Annotated in this window: 23 protein-coding genes and 3 tRNA genes; 12 read left to right on the plus strand and 14 right to left on the minus strand. The window is 58.2% G+C overall.

All coding sequences use genetic code 11. The features are described 5' to 3' along the window. The first annotated feature begins 199 nt into the window (after positions 1 to 199). Together ACR0NM_RS11455 and ACR0NM_RS11460 are read left to right on the plus strand one after the other, a co-directional pair. Complete coding sequence (locus tag ACR0NM_RS11455) at positions 200 to 3,637, plus strand: pyruvate carboxylase (RefSeq protein ID WP_480614777.1); 3,438 nt, start codon at positions 200 to 202, stop codon at positions 3,635 to 3,637. A 71-nt stretch (positions 3,638 to 3,708) separates the two neighbouring features. Further along, complete coding sequence (locus ACR0NM_RS11460) at positions 3,709 to 4,092, plus strand: MAPEG family protein (RefSeq protein WP_170401416.1); 384 nt, start codon at positions 3,709 to 3,711, stop codon at positions 4,090 to 4,092. A gap of 6 nt (positions 4,093 to 4,098) precedes the next feature. On the opposite strand, the gene ACR0NM_RS11465 is transcribed toward ACR0NM_RS11460, so the two are convergent. Beyond that, a complete protein-coding gene (locus ACR0NM_RS11465) occupies positions 4,099 to 4,281 on the minus strand; it encodes a hypothetical protein (protein WP_170512283.1) in 183 nt (60 codons plus the stop codon). 119 nt (positions 4,282 to 4,400) lie between these two features. Between ACR0NM_RS11465 and ACR0NM_RS11470 the strand changes: the two genes are divergently transcribed. The 3 genes from ACR0NM_RS11470 to ACR0NM_RS11480 all read left to right on the plus strand — a co-directional run bounded on the left by ACR0NM_RS11470 (position 4,401) and on the right by ACR0NM_RS11480 (position 5,535). Beyond that, positions 4,401 to 4,475, plus strand: a tRNA-Gly gene (locus ACR0NM_RS11470). A 33-nt stretch (positions 4,476 to 4,508) separates the two neighbouring features. Beyond that, a tRNA-Gly gene (locus ACR0NM_RS11475) sits at positions 4,509 to 4,583 on the plus strand. A gap of 85 nt (positions 4,584 to 4,668) precedes the next feature. Then, positions 4,669 to 5,535, plus strand: coding sequence for a GNAT family N-acetyltransferase (locus ACR0NM_RS11480; RefSeq protein ID WP_170512318.1), 867 nt, complete (start codon positions 4,669 to 4,671; stop codon positions 5,533 to 5,535). On the opposite strand, the gene ACR0NM_RS11485 is transcribed toward ACR0NM_RS11480, so the two are convergent. Next, positions 5,532 to 5,771 (minus strand): Lrp/AsnC family transcriptional regulator, encoded by a 240-nt coding sequence (locus ACR0NM_RS11485; RefSeq protein WP_170325761.1) that lies wholly within the window; start codon positions 5,769 to 5,771, stop codon positions 5,532 to 5,534. The genes ACR0NM_RS11480 and ACR0NM_RS11485 overlap by 4 nt on opposite strands. Before the next feature lie 153 nt (positions 5,772 to 5,924). Between ACR0NM_RS11485 and hisB the strand changes: the two genes are divergently transcribed. Together hisB and hisH are read left to right on the plus strand one after the other, a co-directional pair. Beyond that, positions 5,925 to 6,512 (plus strand): imidazoleglycerol-phosphate dehydratase HisB, encoded by a 588-nt coding sequence (gene hisB / locus ACR0NM_RS11490; protein ID WP_170374919.1) that lies wholly within the window; start codon positions 5,925 to 5,927, stop codon positions 6,510 to 6,512. Then, positions 6,513 to 7,151 (plus strand): imidazole glycerol phosphate synthase subunit HisH, encoded by a 639-nt coding sequence (gene hisH / locus ACR0NM_RS11495; RefSeq protein ID WP_170401427.1) that lies wholly within the window; start codon positions 6,513 to 6,515, stop codon positions 7,149 to 7,151. It abuts the gene before it with no gap. A 3-nt stretch (positions 7,152 to 7,154) separates the two neighbouring features. On the opposite strand, the gene ACR0NM_RS11500 is transcribed toward hisH, so the two are convergent. Continuing rightward, complete coding sequence (locus tag ACR0NM_RS11500) at positions 7,155 to 7,556, minus strand: DUF2147 domain-containing protein (protein WP_480614780.1); 402 nt, start codon at positions 7,554 to 7,556, stop codon at positions 7,155 to 7,157. 134 nt (positions 7,557 to 7,690) lie between these two features. On the opposite strand from ACR0NM_RS11500, the gene hisA reads away from it, so the two are divergent. After that, a complete protein-coding gene (gene hisA, locus ACR0NM_RS11505; RefSeq protein WP_480614783.1) occupies positions 7,691 to 8,410 on the plus strand; it encodes a 1-(5-phosphoribosyl)-5-[(5-phosphoribosylamino)methylideneamino]imidazole-4-carboxamide isomerase in 720 nt (239 codons plus the stop codon). Between the two features lies 1 nt (position 8,411). Here hisA and ACR0NM_RS11510 read toward each other — a convergent pair whose 3' ends face one another. After that, positions 8,412 to 8,858 (minus strand): DUF302 domain-containing protein, encoded by a 447-nt coding sequence (locus ACR0NM_RS11510; RefSeq protein WP_480439179.1) that lies wholly within the window; start codon positions 8,856 to 8,858, stop codon positions 8,412 to 8,414. Between the two features lie 120 nt (positions 8,859 to 8,978). Here ACR0NM_RS11510 and hisF point away from each other — a divergent pair, with 120 nt between their 5' ends. The 3 genes from hisF (at position 8,979) to ACR0NM_RS11525 (ending at position 10,672) form a co-directional block, all read left to right on the plus strand. Beyond that, positions 8,979 to 9,740: an imidazole glycerol phosphate synthase subunit HisF gene (gene hisF / locus ACR0NM_RS11515; protein WP_480614786.1), complete on the plus strand. Its 762-nt coding sequence runs from the start codon at positions 8,979 to 8,981 to the stop codon at positions 9,738 to 9,740. Then, positions 9,737 to 10,054 (plus strand): phosphoribosyl-ATP diphosphatase, encoded by a 318-nt coding sequence (locus ACR0NM_RS11520; RefSeq protein ID WP_223116789.1) that lies wholly within the window; start codon positions 9,737 to 9,739, stop codon positions 10,052 to 10,054. The genes hisF and ACR0NM_RS11520 overlap by 4 nt, the downstream gene beginning before the upstream one ends. Before the next feature lie 69 nt (positions 10,055 to 10,123). Further along, entirely contained in the window at positions 10,124 to 10,672 is a 549-nt protein-coding gene (locus ACR0NM_RS11525) for a hypothetical protein (protein WP_480586685.1), read from the plus strand. 53 nt (positions 10,673 to 10,725) lie between these two features. On the opposite strand, the gene ACR0NM_RS11530 is transcribed toward ACR0NM_RS11525, so the two are convergent. From ACR0NM_RS11530 to rlmB, 5 genes are all read right to left on the minus strand, one after another. Then, positions 10,726 to 11,142 (minus strand): VOC family protein, encoded by a 417-nt coding sequence (locus ACR0NM_RS11530; RefSeq protein ID WP_170392087.1) that lies wholly within the window; start codon positions 11,140 to 11,142, stop codon positions 10,726 to 10,728. Between the two features lie 120 nt (positions 11,143 to 11,262). Continuing rightward, positions 11,263 to 11,733 (minus strand): CoA-binding protein, encoded by a 471-nt coding sequence (locus tag ACR0NM_RS11535; protein WP_170392089.1) that lies wholly within the window; start codon positions 11,731 to 11,733, stop codon positions 11,263 to 11,265. A 291-nt stretch (positions 11,734 to 12,024) separates the two neighbouring features. After that, on the minus strand, positions 12,025 to 12,402 hold the full coding sequence (locus ACR0NM_RS11540) for a YHS domain-containing (seleno)protein (protein ID WP_480614789.1): 378 nt from the start codon (positions 12,400 to 12,402) through the stop codon (positions 12,025 to 12,027). A gap of 169 nt (positions 12,403 to 12,571) precedes the next feature. Then, positions 12,572 to 12,847, minus strand: a complete 276-nt coding sequence (locus ACR0NM_RS11545; protein ID WP_255612144.1) for a hypothetical protein — start codon at positions 12,845 to 12,847, stop codon at positions 12,572 to 12,574. Positions 12,848 to 12,859: 12 nt separating this feature from the next. Next, positions 12,860 to 13,633 (minus strand): 23S rRNA (guanosine(2251)-2'-O)-methyltransferase RlmB, encoded by a 774-nt coding sequence (gene rlmB, locus ACR0NM_RS11550; RefSeq protein WP_170512293.1) that lies wholly within the window; start codon positions 13,631 to 13,633, stop codon positions 12,860 to 12,862. Positions 13,634 to 13,749: 116 nt separating this feature from the next. Here rlmB and ACR0NM_RS11555 point away from each other — a divergent pair. After that, a tRNA-Tyr gene (locus ACR0NM_RS11555) sits at positions 13,750 to 13,833 on the plus strand. A gap of 86 nt (positions 13,834 to 13,919) precedes the next feature. On the opposite strand, the gene ACR0NM_RS11560 is transcribed toward ACR0NM_RS11555, so the two are convergent. The 5 genes from ACR0NM_RS11560 to ACR0NM_RS11580 form a co-directional block, all read right to left on the minus strand. Continuing rightward, positions 13,920 to 15,392: an ArnT family glycosyltransferase gene (locus ACR0NM_RS11560; protein WP_480614792.1), complete on the minus strand. Its 1,473-nt coding sequence runs from the start codon at positions 15,390 to 15,392 to the stop codon at positions 13,920 to 13,922. Between the two features lie 158 nt (positions 15,393 to 15,550). Continuing rightward, positions 15,551 to 16,087, minus strand: coding sequence for a DUF2478 domain-containing protein (locus ACR0NM_RS11565; protein WP_480614795.1), 537 nt, complete (start codon positions 16,085 to 16,087; stop codon positions 15,551 to 15,553). 72 nt (positions 16,088 to 16,159) lie between these two features. Further along, positions 16,160 to 16,825: an NnrU family protein gene (locus ACR0NM_RS11570; protein ID WP_480614798.1), complete on the minus strand. Its 666-nt coding sequence runs from the start codon at positions 16,823 to 16,825 to the stop codon at positions 16,160 to 16,162. Positions 16,826 to 16,930: 105 nt separating this feature from the next. After that, positions 16,931 to 18,994, minus strand: a complete 2,064-nt coding sequence (locus ACR0NM_RS11575; protein ID WP_480614800.1) for an ABC transporter permease — start codon at positions 18,992 to 18,994, stop codon at positions 16,931 to 16,933. After that, positions 18,991 to 20,040 carry a betaine/proline/choline family ABC transporter ATP-binding protein gene (locus tag ACR0NM_RS11580; RefSeq protein ID WP_170392104.1) on the minus strand — a complete coding sequence of 350 codons (1,050 nt, stop codon included), beginning with the start codon at positions 20,038 to 20,040 and terminating at the stop codon, positions 18,991 to 18,993. Before ACR0NM_RS11580 ends, ACR0NM_RS11575 begins: the two co-directional genes overlap by 4 nt. Between the last annotated feature and the right edge of the window lie 7 nt (positions 20,041 to 20,047).

Raw genomic sequence — 20,047 nt, forward strand, 5'->3', positions numbered from 1 at the left:
CGAAGATATTCGGGGAAACGGGCATAATCTGCTCTTTTCTACGAGGGATTGATGCCGCAATGCAGCATGTGCAATAAGTTTGCGCAAAAGGGCGGCGTTTGCGAGCGTTAACATGCCGGTTCTACCCAGAACTACATATGTACGTGGCCGTATTGTCCGCCTATGCACAAGGCCACAGCCATTAAGACCGGGACCTGAAATGACAGACTTCAAGAAAATCCTGATTGCCAATCGCGGCGAGATTGCCATCCGTGTGATGCGGGCAGCCAACGAGATGGGCAAGCGCACCGTCGCGGTCTTCGCCGAGGAGGACAAGTTGGGCCTGCACCGGTTCAAGGCGGATGAGGCCTATCGCATTGGCGCAGATCTGGGACCGGTTGCGGCGTATCTGTCGATTGACGAGATCATCCGGGTGGCCAAAGAAAGCGGCGCAGATGCGATCCACCCTGGTTACGGTTTGCTGTCCGAAAACCCGGATTTCGTGGATGCCTGCGTTCAGAACGGCATCACCTTCATCGGACCCAAGGCCGAGACCATGCGCGCGCTTGGCGACAAGGCCAGCGCTCGGAAAGTGGCAATTGCCGCCGACGTTCCGGTTATCCCGGCGACCGAGGTGTTGGGTGACGACATGGCAGCCATCAAGGCCGAGGCAGCCGAGATCGGCTATCCGCTGATGCTGAAAGCGTCTTGGGGCGGTGGCGGACGCGGGATGCGCCCGATCCTGTCCGAGGATGAGCTGGAAGAGAAAGTGCTGGAAGGCCGCCGCGAAGCCGAGGCCGCCTTTGGCAACGGTGAGGGCTATCTGGAAAAGATGATCACCCGTGCCCGCCATGTTGAGGTACAGATTCTCGGCGATAAGCACGGTGAGATATACCACCTCTATGAACGCGATTGTTCGGTCCAGCGCCGCAACCAGAAGGTCGTAGAACGCGCGCCTGCCCCGTACCTGACTGAAGAACAGCGCGCCGAAATCTGCGAGCTGGGCCGCCGTATCTGCGCCCATGTGAACTATGAATGCGCGGGCACCGTCGAGTTCCTGATGGATATGAACACCAGCAAGTTCTACTTCATCGAAGTGAACCCGCGCGTGCAGGTGGAACACACCGTCACCGAGGAAGTCACCGGCATCGACATCGTGCAGGCTCAGATCCTGATCGCCGAGGGCAAGACCCTGACCGAGGCCACCGGCAAGGCCACGCAGTCCGACATTCGCCTGAACGGCCACGCGCTGCAGACCCGCGTGACCACCGAGGACCCACTAAACAACTTCATCCCCGACTATGGCCGCATCACCGCCTATCGCTCGGCCACCGGCATGGGCATTCGCCTGGATGGCGGCACCGCTTATGCAGGCGGGGTGATCACGCGGTATTATGACTCTCTGCTGACCAAGGTGACCGCTTGGGCCCCAACGCCAGAAAAGGCGATTGCACGGATGGACCGTGCGCTGCGGGAATTCCGTGTGCGCGGTGTTTCCACCAACATCGCATTTGTCGAAAACCTGCTAAAGCACCCGACTTTCCTGTCGAATGAATACACCACCAAGTTCATCGATGAGACACCGGACCTGTTCCAGTTCAAGAAGCGCCGCGACCGGGGCACCAAGGTTCTGAACTATATCGCCGACATCACTGTGAACGGGCATCCCGAAACCAAGGATCGCCCGATGCCGCGCCCCGACCTGAAAGAGGCCAGGCCCCCCGCGCCCAAGGCCGAACCGCAGATGGGCACCCGCAACCTGCTGGAGCAAAAAGGCCCGCAGGCGGTGGCTGACTGGATGAAGGCGCAGCGTCAGCTGCTGATCACCGACACCACCATGCGCGACGGGCACCAATCGCTGCTGGCAACCCGGATGCGCTCGATCGATATGATCAAAGTAGCACCCAGCTATGCTGCGAACTTGCCGCAGCTATTCAGCGTCGAATGCTGGGGCGGTGCTACCTTCGATGTCGCCTATCGCTTCCTGCAGGAATGCCCTTGGCAGCGCCTGCGTGATCTGCGTGAGGCGATGCCGAACCTGATGACCCAGATGCTGCTGCGCGGGGCGAACGGGGTTGGCTATACCAACTATCCCGATAACGTGGTGCAGGAGTTTGTGCGTCAGGCGGCCAAGGGTGTCGACGTGTTCCGCGTGTTCGATTCGCTGAACTGGGTCGAGAACATGCGCGTCGCCATGGACGCGGTGATCGAAAACAACAAGATCTGTGAAGGCACCGTTTGCTATACCGGCGATATTCTGGACCCGGACCGCGCCAAGTATGACCTCAAATACTATGTCGGCATGGCCAAGGAGCTGCGTGACGCGGGCGCACATGTGCTGGGCCTGAAGGATATGGCGGGGCTTCTGAAACCGGCCTCCGCCAAGATCCTAATCCGGGCGCTGAAGGAAGAGGTCGGTCTGCCGATCCATTTCCACACGCACGACACCGCAGGCATTGCAAGCGCCACCATTCTGGCCGCCTCCGAGGCCGGCGTGGACGCGGTGGATTGCGCGATGGACAGTTTCAGCGGCAACACCTCTCAGGCAACGCTCGGCACCGTGGTCGAGGCGTTGCGCCATACAGAGCGAGACACCGGGCTGGACATCAAGGCCATCCGCGAGATCAGCGACTATTTCGAGGCGGTGCGTGCCCATTACGCAGCCTTCGAGTCCAGCCTGCAGGCCCCGGCCTCCGAGGTATATCTGCACGAAATGCCTGGTGGTCAGTTTACCAACCTCAAGGCACAGGCGCGTTCGCTTGGACTGGAAGAACGCTGGCACGAGGTTGCTCAGATGTATGCGGACGTGAACCAGATGTTCGGCGATATCGTCAAGGTGACGCCGTCGTCCAAGGTGGTCGGTGACATGGCGCTGATGATGGTCAGCCAGAACATGACCCGTGCGCAGGTCGAAGACCCGAACACTGATGTCGCCTTCCCCGACTCGGTGGTGGACATGATGCGCGGCAATCTGGGTCAGCCTCCGGGCGGGTTCCCCGATACAATCATCCAGAAGGTCCTGAAGGACGAGGCCCCCAACACCGAACGCCCCGGCAAGCATGTCGAAGCGGTCGATCTCGAGGCCACGCGAGCTGATTTGTCCAAACAGCTTGAGGGCAAAGAGATCGATGACGAGGACCTGAACGGATATCTGATGTATCCCAAGGTGTTCCTCGACTATATGGGCCGTCACCGCACTTATGGCCCGGTCCGTACCCTCCCCACGCGTACCTTCTTTTACGGCATGGAGCCGGGCGAGGAGATCACCGCCGAGATCGATCCCGGCAAGACGCTGGAGATTCGCTGTCAGGCCATCGGCGAGACGGACGAGAATGGCGAGGTTCGCGTGTTCTTCGAACTCAACGGTCAGCCCCGCGTGATCCGCGTGCCGAACCGTTTGGTGAAAGCATCAACCGCTCAGCGGCCAAAGGCCGAAGTTGGTAACCCCAACCATATCGGCGCGCCAATGCCGGGTGTCGTTGCAACTGTTGCCGCTGTCACAGGTCAAGAAGTCAAAGAAGGCGATCTGCTGCTGACCATCGAAGCGATGAAGATGGAAACAGGTATCCACGCCGAGCGCGACGCGGTGGTCAAGGCCGTTCACGTCCAGCCCGGAGGTCAAATCGACGCCAAGGATCTGCTGGTCGAACTGGAATAACCGGTTTAGCCTTCTAAGCTAATAAGGGCCGTTCGGGGAACCGGGCGGCCCTTTCAACATCAGGAGGCCGCATGCTGACCATCACCCCGATCTACGCCGCGTTGATCGCATTTCTGTACGTCGCACTCAGCGTGAATGTCATTCGGCAACGCCGGGTGGGCAAAATATCGGTCGGGGATCATGGCGACAAGGCCATGATCAAGGCAATGCGAACGCATGCGAACTGCGCCGAATACGCTCCCTTTGCTTTGCTGCTTATCGCCATGGTCGAACTGCAAGATGCTGGCGGCTGGCTTGTGAACCTGCTGGGGATGTTACTTTTGGCGGGCAGGCTTCTGCACGCTTATGGTTTTGGCAAGACCCCACAGATCATCATCCTGCGCCAGATCGGAATGGGTCTGACCTTTACGGCCATATTGCTGGCGGCCATGGCGAATCTTGTTCTGGCTGTATGAGAACGTTTAGCCCGTCAAAACCTGCGTCTCGATCAAAGGAGCATGCGGGAGGCTAGGCTGCGCCTCTGCCAGTGTTTCATCGCTCTGACTGTAGATCACGGTGGTAAGAACAATCAGCGCCGCCAATGCCGCCATTTTAATGTCTGCAATATCTTTCATTTCCTCTGCCCAATCCCTTATTTCGTTCATTGCTATATCTCTTGAACACCGCAGCCCCGAATTTCCGTCGAAAGATTTTTTGCTGTTTTTTGTGTTTTTCCGCTTGCAGCCTCGTGTGGGAATTTATACATCCCTCCTCACTCAACGGCGCGGGCGTAGCTCAGGGGTAGAGCATAACCTTGCCAAGGTTAGGGTCGGGCGTTCGAATCGCCTCGCCCGCTCCATTGAGAGGTCTACGGACCATATAAGTATCTGATGCGGGCGTAGCTCAGGGGTAGAGCATAACCTTGCCAAGGTTAGGGTCGGGCGTTCGAATCGCCTCGCCCGCTCCAGATACCAAACTCTCCGAACATGCTGGTTCTTTCGCGATTGCTACGGCATCTTTGCTGCACATGAAATTACGACGGAGATGCGGATATGCCCGATTACGTCATTCGCGCCTTAACAGCAGACGAACTTCAAACCGCTGTAGATTGGGCGGGACAGGAAGGCTGGAACCCCGGGCTGCACGACGCGGTCTGTTTTCGCAGTTCGGACCCCGAAGGATTCAAGGGCGGTTTCCTGGACGGCCAGATGATCGCGTCCGCATCCGCCGTGAACTACGATGATGCCTACGCATTTCTTGGCTTCTACATCGTGCGTCCCGAGTTTCGCGGCTCGGGATACGGATTGCAGGTCGCCGAAGCGGTCAAGGCACATTGCCAGGATCGTAACATGGGCATGGATGGTGTGGTCGAACAGCAGGACAACTATCGGAAATTCGGTTTTGAACTGGCGTATGACAATTATCGATTCGCGGGCACCGTCGGCGGCATCCTGGATGCCCTGGGTCGCGTGGAGGACACTCGGGTTCGTCCAATCAACGCACTAACCGATGATCTAAAGTCGTATGACCGAGGCCTGTTCCCCGCCGCGCGCGACACGTTCTTGCGCGGCTGGTTGGAGGCACCCAGCCACGTTTCGCGGGTGTTTGAGGAAAATGGGCGGATCAAAGGCTATGCAACGTTGCGGCGCTGCCTGAGCGGGTACAAGGTCGGGCCTCTGTTTGCCAACAATCCACAAATCGCGCAGGCGCTTTTGGTTTCCCTTCTGACGACGCTACCCGCCGATCAGGCAAAGGCCGAGGTATTCATCGACAAGCCTAATCCAAACGCACAAGCCATGGAATTGGCCAAACAGTTGGGGCTGACCAAGGTATTTGAAACGGGGCGCATGTATTCCAGTCACGCGCCAGACATCGACCTTGACCGGATATATGGCATCACGACGTTTGAACTGGGCTAGAACGCCTTGAACGTCATCGTGGTCAGCGAGCGTTCGATATTGGGAATCACCAGCAGGTTTTCGTTGATGAAATGGCCCACATCCTCGGTTTCGGGGATGTAGAGCTTCAGCAGCAGGTCGTATTCGCCGCTTGTGGAATACAATTCGGAATGGATTTCACGCAGCGCGATCTCTTCGGCGACTTTGTAAGTGGTGCCGGGTTTACAACGGATCTGGATGAAAACGCAGGTGGACATGGGCCGGGCCTTGTTGGTTCGTGTTGCCCGCAGGCTGGCACGGGCCGCGCCCAGGTGCAATCCCCTGCAACAGTTTGCAGCGAAGGCTTAAAGCGGTCTGGATAGGCCGTTCATCCGCGTCTATAAGCGCCCTGTAGCAAAAGGAATTCGCCCATGCGCAGCGCTAAGATCAGTCGTCAGACCGCCGAAACCGAGATCTCGGTCGAGGTCAATCTGGACGGCACCGGCCAGTATGACAACCAGACCGGTGTCGGGTTCTTTGATCACATGCTGGACCAGTTGGCGCGCCATTCGCTGATCGACATGACGATCCGGGCCAAGGGTGATTATCACATCGACGACCACCACACGGTCGAGGATACCGGAATCGCGCTGGGTCAGGCGCTGACGCAGGCGCTAGGGGACAAGAAGGGTATTCGCCGCTATGGCGAGTGCCATCTGCCCATGGATGACGCACAAGTACGCTGTGCGCTGGACTTGTCGGCTCGTCCGTTCCTAATCTGGAATGTGGACCTGCCGACGCAAAAGATCGGCACGTTCGACACCGAGCTGGTGCGCGAGTTCTTTCAGGCGCTCAGCACCCATGGCGGGATCACCCTGCATATTGATCAGTTGCATGGCTTCAACAGCCACCACATTGCCGAGGCCGCCTTCAAGGCCGTTGCCCGTGCTTTGCGCGATGCGGTCGAAACCGACCCACGCAAGGCGGATGCGATTCCCTCGACTAAGGGCGCGCTGTAGATGCTGACAGCCATCATTGACTACGAGAGCGGTAACCTGCACTCGGCGGAGAAGGCGTTTCAACGGATGGCCCGCGAACTGGATGCGGGCGAGGTCGTCGTGACATCGGATGCAGATGTTGTCGCGCGGGCTGATCGATTGGTTCTGCCCGGTGATGGCGCTTTCCCGGCATGCGCCGCCGAGTTGCGCGGCCACAAAGGCATCTATGACGCTATGGTAGAAGCCGTTGAGCAGAAAGGCCGCCCGTTTCTGGGCATCTGCGTCGGAATGCAGCTGATGGCGACCAAGGGCCATGAATATGCTGAGACCGACGGTCTGGGCTGGGTCGCAGGTGATGTTGTGAAGATCGAGCCCTCGGACAGCGCGCTCAAGGTGCCACATATGGGCTGGAACGATCTGATTCTGGAAAGCGACCATCCGGTCTTTGACGGGATAAAATCAGGCGATCACGCCTATTTTGTGCACTCCTACCACTTCCGGGTGATGGATCCGGCGCAACGGCTGGCCTATGTGGACTACGGGCAAGAGGTCACGGCCGTGATTGGCCGCGACACTATGGTTGGGATGCAGTTTCACCCTGAGAAAAGCCAAGACGTTGGCCTGCGGATGATCGGCAATTTCCTGACCTGGAAGCCCTGAGATTTACTGAACCCGTGTCCAGACCTGACCCCGGCAGACCAGACCCCCAACGGCACATCCCTTAACGGTCAGTTTGTTCTGGCTGTCCAGCGTCATTTTCGAGCTATAGGTTTTGTCGCGATCCGGGGCCCAGATTTTGCCGTCGTCATAGCTGCCGTTGCCCTCGGGGATCATGTCCCAGATGATCTGCTTGCCAAGGTTTTCGTACTCCAGCTGTTGGTTACCTTGGGCATCAAATGCGCTGTCGATAGTGCCGCAGATGGCGCTGCCACATTCCGAAATCGACACATGCAAATAGCCGCCCGTGTCACCCGGAGCGGTCTTCCACAGCCCGTCTACCGGATCGGCTGCAAAGGCGGTGGTGGCCATCGCAGCGAAGACCGCTGCAAGAGAATATTTCTTCATGGTTATCTCCCTGTCTTTCCGGTCAGTCTGACCTGCCGTTCGGCACCGGGCAAGAATGACTTAGCGTCGCGTTGCGCCCCTGCCCTGCCTGTGCGATATCCCGCGCGTGTAACAGTGATATAGGGCCGCCCGACATGATCCTCTACCCCGCCATCGATCTGAAAGACGGCAACGCCGTGCGCCTGCTGCGTGGTGAAATGGATAAGGCGACGGTCTTTAACGAAGACCCTGCTGCGCAGGCCCGCGCCTTTGTCGAGGCTGGTTGCGAGTGGCTGCATCTGGTTGATCTGAACGGTGCTTTTGCCGGGGAGCCTGTTAATGCGGCACCCGTTGAGGCAATTCTGAAAGCCTGTGACGTGCCCGCGCAGCTAGGCGGCGGCATCCGCGATTTGGCCACGATCGAAACCTGGATCGAGAAAGGTCTGGCGCGGGTGATTCTGGGCACCGTTGCAGTCGAAAACCCAGATCTGGTGCGCGAAGCTGCCAAAGCCTTCCCGGGCAAGGTAGCCGTCGGAATAGATGCACGAAACGGCATGGTTGCCACCAAGGGCTGGGCCGAAGAGACCGACGTACAGGTCACCGATCTGGCGCACAGTTTCGAGGACGCTGGCGTGGCAGCGATCATCTATACAGACATCAACCGCGACGGTGCGATGCAGGGTCCGAATATCGAAGCCACGGCGGCGCTCGCGCAGGCGGTTTCGATTCCGGTAATTGCCTCGGGCGGTGTCAGCTCGCTGGACGACCTGATCGCCTTGCGCGATTGCGGTGTCGCGCTGAACGGCGCAATTTCTGGCCGCGCGCTATATGATGGCGCGATTGACCTGAAAGAGGCCATTCGCGCCCTGAACTGAGTTATTGAGCAGCTGCGGCAGTCAGTTTCGCCAGAGCACCGCGCATCTTTTCAATGACAGGGGATTTCTCGACCTCGTCGAGCTCGTCCATCGTCTCTTTCGGGTCTTCATAAGCCAGCCAGACCTGTCCATTTGCGTCTTCGTAGGCCTGCACCTTCAGCGGCAAGAACAGCCCCGCGCGCGGGTCGATCTGCATGGCGGGAGTGCCCAGAGCCGGGTTGCCGAATATCAGCACCTGATTGGCCGGGATAGGCGTTCCGACCTTTTCCGCCCCCGCCGCGTGATCCACGCGGGCAAACACGGTAGCGCCCGCATTGCCCACGGCGGCTTCCAGCGCGTCCAGCGCCTCGGCCACGGATTTGTTGGTTTCCACTTTGATGATGTCGTCAGCCATGGCGGACAGGGCGCCTCCGAATGTGAGAATTGAAGCCAAAAGAAGTTGTCGCATCTGCGTAATCCTTTTCATAAATTTCACCCCTAATTTCCATGGCTTCGCGACAGATCACAATCACAAGTCTGGCATCGGCGGGGCTTTGCCGGTACAGGTGCCCCGAGCAAAGGAAAGCCCATGCTGAAAACCCGCATCATTCCCTGTTTGGATGTCGCCGATGGCCGTGTGGTCAAAGGTGTGAATTTCGTTGGCCTGCGCGATGCTGGTGACCCCGTGGAATCGGCCAAGGCATACGACGCCGCCGGAGCGGATGAGATCTGCTTTCTGGACATCCATGCGACGCATGAGAACCGCGGCACGATGTTCGATGTGGTCCAACGCACGGCAGAGCAGTGCTTTGTGCCTCTGACTGTAGGTGGTGGCGTGCGCATCAAAGATGACGTGCGGGCCCTGTTGCTGGCGGGGGCTGATAAGGTCAGCTTTAACTCGGCCGCCGTCGCGAATCCGGACGTCATCGCCGAAGCAGCGGATCAGTTCGGCAGCCAGTGCATTGTCTGCGCCATTGACGCCAAGACGGTCAGCCCCGGCAAGTGGGAGATTTTCACCCATGGCGGACGCAAACCAACAGGCATCGACGCCGTTGAATTTGCCAAAACCGTCGTTTCAAAGGGCGCAGGTGAAATCCTGCTAACCTCGATGGATCGCGATGGCACCAAGGCCGGGTTCAACCTGCCCCTGACCCGAGCGATCAGTGACGCGGTGGAAGTGCCGGTCATCGCCAGCGGGGGCGTAGGCAATCTGGACCATCTTGTCGAAGGTGTGACCAAAGGTGGGGCCAGCGCGGTGCTTGCCGCCTCGATCTTCCATTTCGGCGAATACACCATCCACGAGGCCAAAGAGCATATGGCCGCCGCTGGCATACCGATGAGGCTGACATGAGTATTTTGCACGATCTGGCGGCTACGATTGAGGCCCGTAAAGGGGCAGATCCAGACAGCAGCTGGACCGCCAAGCTGTTGGCCAAAGGCCCCGAGAAATGTGCCGAGAAATTCGGCGAAGAAGCCATTGAGGCAATCATCGAAGCCGCCAAAGGGGACAGGGAAAAACTGACCTCCGAGGCGGCTGATGTGCTTTATCACCTGCTAGTGATGCTGGCTGCGCGCGATGTTGCGCTGGATGATGTGCTCGGCGAACTGGCCCGTCGACAGGGCACCAGCGGCATCACGGAAAAGGCATCCCGACCAAAAGACTAAGCGGGTTTCGTGCGATGACCCGGCCCGCTATACTGCGGCTTCGGGTGCATTGAGGCAAAGGACGCGCAGATGATCAGAGCTTTGGTGTTCGCGGCAGCGCTTGCCACCCTCGCCGCCTGTGCCACCCCTCCCCCGTCTTCCGGAGATGAGGTCCAGCGGCTGGCGGCTGAAATCCAAAGCCTCGGCCCCGATATCGACCCGGAAGAGGCCACCCGCGCCGCCCGCATCGCCTATGCCTATACTGCGCAACTGGCGCAGGAATACGAGATCACCGACCCTCCGCTTATCCACAACGCCAAGGTCAACAAGGGTCTGCGTCCGCGTGGTCTGTGCTGGCACTGGGCTGAAGATATTGAGCGGCGACTGGATCAGGAGCAGTTCCGCACTCTGGAAATGCACCGCGCCATCGCCAACGCGGATAACCCGTTCCGCATCGACCACAGCACTGCCATTATCAGCCGCAAGGGAGAGAGCATGTACGAAGGCGTTGTCTTGGATCCCTGGCGCTATGGCGGAGTGCTATTCTGGTCGCCCCTGGTTGAGGACACCCGTTACGAGTGGGTTCCACGCGAAGTGGTTCTGGAAAAGCGGCGACAGGAACAAACATCCAGCCCGTGAGACTGAGCTTCTGCGGGCAGTGATCGAAGCGCCATAGCGACCCGACGAAAGCGTTACCCGTCGCGCCCCGGCTCGTTTGGATTGCTGGAAAACAGCGCGATTTTGTTGCCCTGAGGATCGCGCAGATAGCCGACATAGAAATTCGGACCATACGAGGCGCGAAAGCCCGGCTGGCCTTCGTCAGACCCGCCTGCGGCAAGCGCAGCGGCGTGAAGGTCGCGAACCTGCTGTTGGGTGCGCGCCTCAAACGCCACCATGGACCCGTTGCCAGCCGAAGCCGCGCCTCCATCAAAGGGTGATTTTACATAGAACTCGGGCTGAACCGGGGATTGCCCCGGCGGCACTGGCAGCGCATAGCTCAAGTCTCCGTGATACCGCTCCAACGCATAACCAAGGGCGGGCAGGAACGCCGAATAAAACCGCTCGGCACGCGTGATATCGTCAACACCAACAGTCACATAAGCAATCATTCCGCATGGTCCTGTCTTATTGGTTTGCTGAATGGGTATAGGTCAATTGGACCTCGCCCTCAACAAATGCACCATTTCTGTTCAATTCAGGCCGGGGCGTAGACACAACCGTCAGGGCTGTCACAGCTTGGACGAAATCACTCCAGTCGCAAACCCACCCATACGCAGTTCGCCAAACAGGCGCTGATATTCGATCTTGGGGCAGCGGTTCATGACTACGTCGATATCGCGGGCCTGCGCTTTGGCAGCGGCCTCGGCATGCTCAACTCCGATCTGCATCCAGATGGTGCGCAAGTCGGGAAACGCATCCAGCGCCTCGTCGACAATGGGTGGCACAGCCTCGGAACGGCGAAAGATGTCAACCATATCGACGGGCTCGGGAATATCGGACAGCGAAGCCTGCACCGTTTGGCCAAACAGCATCTTGCCTGCATGGCCCGGATTGACCGGTATCACCCGATATCCCTTGAGCGACAGATAACGCGCGACGTAGTAGCTGGGCCGCACCGGGTTCATAGAAACCCCAACCACCGCAACCACTTTGGTGCGCCTAAGGATTTGGGTCAGAACATCGTCGGAGTAGTCATTCATGAGCACACCATAAGCAAGCGCATGCAAAGAAAAAAGCGCCCAGGAAACTCCTGAGCGCCAGTTGTTGGAACGAGGGACAGTGAAATGACCCGCGGCAGTTCCATTCCGCGGTCACTGTGACATTTAAGCATGAGTTTTCTAAAAAAAAGAGGTCGCGCGCATTTTTGTGATGACACATCACAAAAGGCGGAATGCCGCCGAATGAAACCGTGCGCATTTCCTTCGGCGATCATGGTCAGAACGGCTCGTTACATAAGCCGCGCGCCGATCTTAAGCCAAGAGCAATAGGCTTTATTGGTAAAGAACCGCAGGCCAATGCCCCTCGGCCTCGCGGATGTAATTGGTGACATCGCGTTCCCAGATACGTTCGATCGCTTCCGAGTGGGTCAGATATAACCGCCCATCCACAATCTGCCATGCCATGGGATCGGTACTGCTTAGCAGACCTTTCGCCATCGCATAGGCGCAGTAACCACCAAACTGCGGGGCATAGGCGCGCGGATTGCGTTCAAATCGATCGCGATTTTCCTCTGACGCAAACCGCCAGATCGCACCCTTCCACATCAGCGCTATGTCGGGCTGACCCAACTCTGGTGCTCCAGCCTTGAAATAAGAAACCGCATCATAGCCTGAGACCGCCATCCCATCGTCCACGTAGAATATGGGCATTTCCTGCGCACCGACGACAGAGGCAAACGGGGTACAAGAGAGACTGATCAAGAAGGAACGTCGAGACAACATAGGTGATTCACTGGATTGCGGTTAGAGGGCTTCAAGATGCATATTTCAAACCGTATCTGAAACCCCCATGACGCCGATGTGAACGGGCGTGCGGTTGTTAATCGAAAACGTCTTCGATCACGTCCCAGGCTTCGTCCAACACCTTTGAGAACAGGCCCCGCTTTTTCTTCTTTTTGTATTTTTTGTGCTTCTGTGCCGGCTGGTAACTTTTGATCGGCCGATCTGCCAGTTTGGCTTTTGGCACCATTTTGAGATTATGCAGGGGTGCGCCGCAGCTTGCGCAACTCAGCTCGTGCTGTTGCTTTCCCCGAAGCACCAATGCGGCACGGGTACCGCAATAGCAGCAGGTGGCAATTTTATGTGGAGTGGATATGGGGGCCTCCTGTCATCTGGGTTTGGATGCATATAGTGCGATAGCCGCGGCATTTGAGACGTTTAGAGAACCAAATCCCCCCGCCGCGTCAATTTTTACCAATTGATCGACGGTTTCTTTGGTTTTCTGCCGCAACCCAGGCCCCTCGGCCCCAAGCACCAGCGCCACCGGGCGATCACGCTTGTCACCCAGCGTGGCTTCTATCGTCTGTTCGGCCTCACCATCCAGACCCAGGACTAAATACCCCATGTTCTGCAGCTCGATGATCGTATCGGCCAAATTGCGCACGCGTAGATAGGGTTGTCGTTCCAACGCGCCGCTGGCAGTTTTTGCCAAAGCGCCGGTCTCGGGCGCTGAATGGTGGCGGGTGCCAATGACGGCGCTGGCGCCCAGCACTTCTGCCGAGCGTAGAATCGCCCCGACGTTATGTGGGTCTGTCACCCGGTCCAGCAGCAGCACACGTGGGTTTTCCTGCCCAATACAATTGTCGGCAAGCCCACCCCATTCCAGCGGCTTGACCTCAAGTGCCGCGCCCTGATGAACCGATCCCGGATCAATCGGTGCGGTGAATTTTCGCGGATCAACCATCTCGGGTACAATCTCCGCAAATTCAATAGCTTCCAGCAGTTTGTCGCGGGCATTGCGCGTCACAATCAGGCGCAGCTTCTGCCGTTTCGGGTTCATCAGCGCGTCGCGTACGGCGTGTAAACCGAACAGCCAGACGGTTTCTGCCGCAGCCGCTTTGCGCGCCTGTTCCTTCTCAACGACCCACTTTGGTTTCTTCATAATACGGGCCTCCGGGCCGGGAATTCGGTTTCCTGCGTCAAAGCGGTATTTTCCTGTTGACGCCCTTTAGACGCGCTAGTAATCACGCCTCCACGTCAGGTGCAACGCCTGACAGTGGGCGACAGGCCGCAAGGTGTGGCAGGGGACTGTAACTCCCTCGCGGAGACGCACGCCTGGTTCGATTCCAGGGTCGCCCACCACTTACTCACCGATAAATTTGGGCCATTCGTTCAGGCCGATATCTGTTTGATTGCACCGCGCGCTGTCAGTTGCCATGGTCCCCGCGCTATTGCGTCACAGGTCCAAATGACAGCGTCATCTCTTCGTTGTTGTCAAAGCGGTATGGCGCAACCAAGGTTTTCACCTGTGCTGGGTCGACGTCCTTCGGGACATTTCGAGCCGATTCCCAAACCCGAAGAGCAGCATTTGGCGCGCGCGGGTCCCGATCGCTGTAAACAGGATGATTGGGCGCAAAATAGGCCATGTTTCCGGAAATCCAATTGTCAGCAACAATTGCACTTTCGGGCGTTGTTTGCGCGATTATCTCAGAGGTCAAAGTAGCGAAAGGGGCCGCACGTTTGGCATCCCCTGCCAGATTGTGATGCAGCATCGCCAGTCCGATAAACACCGCTAGAACGGCGCTGACCTGAGCAAATCGGTTTACGCCTTTACGACCTGTTCTGGGTAGTAGCCACAAACACAGTACGGGGCCGGCATAAATCAAAATCGGTTGCAGCCAGCGATCCTTTACGTTGGTGCTTCCGCTCACAAGCACTACAGCCGCCATAAGTAACAACGCCCAGACCAGTGTACGCGTCATCAATCGCCACAGATCATCGCCTTTGGCGGCCACCCCTTGCCTGAGATAGATCGACCAAAGGACGCCCAGTACGATCAGCAAGAGCGATACAAACCCAGCCGACGCCAAGGCCAGCTCAACCAAGCCTTGCAGCGCGATCAATGTGGTTGGGCCATCGCTGCTCATGTCCAACTTGCGCGCGCTTGCAAATGCGTGTTCGGGATTGTTCAGAACCCATAGCATCGGTGGTGTGACAAGCAATGCGGCGACACCCAACGAAAGCAGCAGTCGAGGCGACCAGAGAGGCTTGCGCGTCTCAGATGCACTGAAAGCCGCCAGCAACATGGCCAGCAGCGCGATCGCATAGTTGTATTTTGACAAACTTCCCATTGCCACGACTACGCCCAGCAAGACGAATCCCCAAGTCGTCGGTTTGCGAATTAGCCCCCAAATCACCGCGAAGGTCAGAACCGAGCAGAGATTGGCCAGAACGGTATGCGTCAGCGCGCGTTGCGCCTCCCAACTAAACTGATAGAGCATCAGAAGTGACAGGACCGACAGCCCTGCCCACAGTGGCGCATGACGGGTTCGTATGGTCAGGTACAGCGCGACAACCGTCGCCAGCAGCATCCCGTTCTTCAGCAGTGACAGCCCTAATATGCCGGGACCGGTGATCTGAAAGATGCCCCATTGCAGCCAGGCATAAAGTGGCAGTTGCGGGCCGTAGCCCCATTCCAGGCGGCGCGCATCAAGAAGTATCTCAGCCTCATCCAGACCAAGCGCGCCGCCGGTTGCAACTCGCAATACGACATGAAGCAGAAAGTAAGCCGTGACTATGCTTAACCAGAAGCGATCTGTCGACATCAACCCATCGAGACGGGATTGCTTCGCTGCCGGGTCATCGACTCCGCAAGCGGCTTCCAGAGATCGCTCATCTGAGGCGCACTGATCTTCGATCATGGATAAGCCCATTTCGTCGGCACTCGCCCAGGATATCTGGCCGCCGGATTGCAACTTTGACCGAAGCTAGACCCGATGTGTGGGCTCAAGTCCACCATTTTTGCGGCAGTTGGGCGCGTGAAACAATGCGCGCGGCTCAGCAGATGGATGCCTGGGCTTCAGCCGCCAGATGCCGCGGCGTGTTGCACGTCGGTTTGGGATATTTTGTCAAACCACTCAGTCAGGCTGCTGACATCGGGGCCAAGCGCCTCGGCTATGCCGCCGGCGAATTCCTGAAACTTTTCAATATTCAACTGGTTGACGCCCACCAAGACGGGAATCTCACGCTCTAGTGCGTCGGCGATAATTGGGCGAAAGCCCCGCCCGTCCGCCTCGTGCTTTCCGAACTTGTTGATGATCAGCAATTGAGGGCCATCCTCAAGCGACCGCGTCACGAGGCCGACGGCCCGTTCCAATTCAGCCGGATCCAGACGGCAACCCCGAGCGTTCTTGCCAAGGGATTGTGAGATGCGAATGGTTTCCCCGGTCGGCATGACTTTCAGATCCATATCGCATTTGTATCCGTCGGCACATTCGGTGTTGGTCTGCACAACCCCGGCAATCGTTGTTCCGGCCTGCACAAGACCATCCGCAAATTCGCTAAGCAGGCGGTCAGTCGCACCGCGATCGGTTGTCGTTACATAGGCCAGATGCATTTTTTGGACCTCAAATTTCAGTCGATGACGTTTCAGATAGCACGCGTCGGCTTGTCCGACCACCTTCATCCATTAAGGCAACGGAGAAAGCCCGATCACCGATGCGTGCAAGTGGAGGAGAACCGCGTAAGAAGCCAAAGCAGTCAACCAGACCCAAAGTCTGGGCCAAGGGCGGGGTGCGCGAAGTGACAGGCGCGCGGTATTGTGGGAAAGGCGTACCCATTCCGTCCCCAAATTGCGCGCGGTGCGGTGATCAATGAGCGCCATGCCCATCACCGCAAAGCCAGCAAACAAGCCGAACAAGATGACATGCGACAGGCTTCCATTGGCCAACAGATGTGCCAAAGCCCATAGCATCAACGCCGCAAGTATCGGATGACGCGTCGTGTGCAGGATTCCAGGGTTTTCGGGATCGAACGGACGGTGCCCCAGCCCTCCGAATGAGAACGGGTTCCGGATCGACAGGCCCGCAATGGCCAACCAGCAGACTATAGGCATGACCAGCAAAGGCACCCAGCGAAAGATTGGAAGCGGCGGGATCACTTCGACATAGGGTGCATTTGCGGCGGCGATGATCAACCAGGCCAAAACTGCTAGCGAAATCATTGAATAGCTGGCGAAATATGCGCGCTTTCCCATCGTACCGATCAGCCAGCCGCGCACTGCTGGGCGTGCTGGAATCATGTGGCTAAGAAGGAATGTGGCAAGTGCTGCGAGGAAGAGGCCCCAACCAGTCATCGTAATCTCCGAACGTGTTGCGCCCGGTTTAGGCCGTGACAGCGCGCTGGTCTTTGTCCGAAATCAAGTGAGGGCAAAGGGGCGGTTACCCGCCCCTGCCCTGTCTTACAGGCCCAGCGCCTTGCGGCGTTCCTCGGCAAAACCCTGCACCATACGATCAGCGATCAGTGCTAAAATCGCCATGGCGGCACCGGCCGAGATGCCAAGCCCCACATCCGCCTGCCCCAGCGCCAGATAAATCGACTGGCCCAGACCGGTTGTCCCGATCAGTGCCGCTATCACCAGCATGGCGAAGGCATAGAGGATGGTCTGGTTCAGCCCCAGTAGGATGGTCGGTGCGGCATAGGGCGCGCGGACGTCGCGCATGATCTGCCACTCGGTCGCGCCGCTGGAGATTGCGGCTTCCATCATTTCCTCGGGTGTGTTGACCAGCCCGTGTCGCGTGTAGCGGATCATCGGGACGATGGCGTAGGCGCAGATCGCTAGGAAGGCCGAGAACTCACCGATCTGAAACACCATCAGAACTGGGATCAGGAACACAAACAGTGGGATCGTCTGCAGCATATCACAGATCGGGCGAACCACTTTCCAGACCGGCCCCCAAACTGCGCTGGCAAGACCGATCATCCCTCCGACCACTGCGCAGGAAAACACTGCGGCACCGCTGAGGTAGAGCGACAGGAGTGCCCGCTCCCACAGGCCTGAAACGAGGATGGTACACAGCAGCCCAACCGACAGCGCCGCAAGACGCCAGCCACCCGCGACCCAACCCAGCGCAGCCGCGCCCGTCAGGACAAACGGCCAAGGCAGGTTTGATATGCCGGTTTCCAGCATTCCGATCAGGATAAGAACGATCAGTCCACCGGTCAGATGCCCGCGCCATGCCATCAGCAGAGCGATAGCCGCACCAGCGGCGAACAGACCCCAGCTCATGCTCGGGGTCCACTGGAACCCCCAGGTGAACGGTAGTACAGCCTGGTCCAGACCGATCCGCAAGGGCAACAACACATAGAAGAGAGAGTTATTCTTGAGTGCGTCCAGCCAAGGCCCGTTAGCCTGCGTAAATGAGGTCAGGCCGGTGTCAATCGCCTCGGCCATCGGGTCCAGAACTGTAAGGTCAGACGGGTTCGGCAACCGGGACCAGAAGGCAGCGGTAAATAGCACTGCAAAGCCCAGCATCGCCCAGACAACGCGGCTGTCATATCGCTTGCGCTCGGTCGCCAAAGTGCCGCTCATCCTGTCGATGATCACTGCGAAGACAACGATGACCAGACCGGCCATGAGGGATTCACCAAACTGCGCCTTGCGCATGGTTAACAGAACTTCCCAGCCGATGTCGTTGAAGCCACCGATGACGGCGGCGATGATCACCATCGACAGGGCGGCCATCAGGCATTGGTTCACACCAACCATGATCTGAGTCGTGGCAGCAGGAATTTCGACCTGAAAGAGCTGCTGCCAGCGCGTCCCGCCGGACATGATCGCAGCTTCTTTGATTTCGGGCTCTACCCGTTCCAGCCCCAGCATAACGTTGCGAGCCATAGGTGGCGCGGCGTAGATGGCCGAAGCGATCAGGCCGACCACCGGACCGAAGCCAAACAGAAGCAGCAGCGGCGTCAGATAGGCAAAGGTCGGCACCGTTTGCATGATGTCCAGTACTGCCTGAACAAAGGCCTTCACACGTGGCACTTCATTGGCAAGAATACCGATAGCCCCGCCCATAATCAGCGCCACGGGGACAGATACGGCGACAAGGGCCAGCGTATTCATGCTCTCGGCCCAATAGCCTGAAGCCAGAACGAAGCTGAGGCCAAAGAACCCCAGCGCCGCCATCGGCAGACCGCCCAGATACCAACCCAGCGCAGTGACGACCCCAATCAAGATCGGCCAGGGCGTGCTGCCAAGCACGTAGTTTGCAGCATTCATCGGATAAGTCATCAGGTCCGAAAACAGCCGCATCGCCGGTTTAATGCCATTCAGAAACCAGTCGAGAAACGCACCAACCCATTGTGTTGCAGGCAGTTCCCATTCTTTGGGCCATGTGACCAGCCATGGGGCGACGCCTTCCAGCGCAAGGCAAACCGCGCCAACGACAAGGGTAATCAGCGCGGCCTGCGCCCCAGCCGTCAGGCGGGCCTGCCGCGCGGGGATATCCGTCACAGCGGTCATGCTTCATCCACCTGCAGGGCTGCGGCGAGATCGGACGGATGAACCGTACCGACAATATTGCCGTCTGCATCGCGGACGGGCACGGGTTCATACAGCTCCATGCAATGTGCGAGCGCTGCGTCGAGCGTCATGGATGTGGTCAGGCCCGGATCATCCGGCCCACGCTCAGCATCATCACGCATGACCGAAGCAACCTTAGCATGCTGGCCTTTGGCCACGTCCTTAGAAAATTCGCGCACGTAGTCGTCTACCGGACGCAGCACGATATCCGTCGGCGTGCCGATCTGAACGATCTTGCCATCGCGCATGATGGCGATGCGGTCGGCCAGTTTCAGCGCCTCTTGAATGTCGTGAGTGATAAAGACGATGGATTTCTTCAACGTCGCCTGGATGCGTAGGAATTCATCCTGCAGCTGGCGGCGGATCAAAGGATCAAGGGCCGAGAACGGCTCGTCCAGAAACCAGATATCGGGATTCACCGCAAGGCTGCGCGCGATCCCCACGCGTTGGCGTTGACCACCCGAAAGCTGCCGGGGAAAGCTATCTTCGCGGCCTTCCAGGCCGACTAGCGAGATTACTTCCTGCGCACGTGCCAAACGTTCCTTTTTACCGACGCCTTGCACACGCAGCGGATAAGCCACGTTTTCAGCCACAGTCATATGAGGGAACAGGCCAAAATGCTGGAACACCATGCCCAGCTTCTTTCGCCTTAGTTCAGTCAGGGTTTTCTTCGATGCACCGATGACATTCTCGCCATCCACACGGATCTCGCCGCCCGTACCGGGCAGAAGTTGCGAAATGCAACGAATCAGCGTCGATTTGCCCGAGCCGGACAGACCCATGATGACAAAAAGCTCGCCTTCTTTGACCTCGAAATTGGCATCCTGAACAGCGGGGATAAACCCCTGTTCGCGCAAATCGGCGGCGGCTTTGTCAGCGTCACTCCCTGACCGAGACAGCGCGTCGGTCAGAGCTTTGTCGGCACCTTGGCCAAACACCTGCCAGAGATTCTGGCAGGCGATGGCTGGCGTATTCGCTTCAGTCACTTAAGCG

Source organism: Ruegeria sp. AF2, from assembly GCF_056542025.1.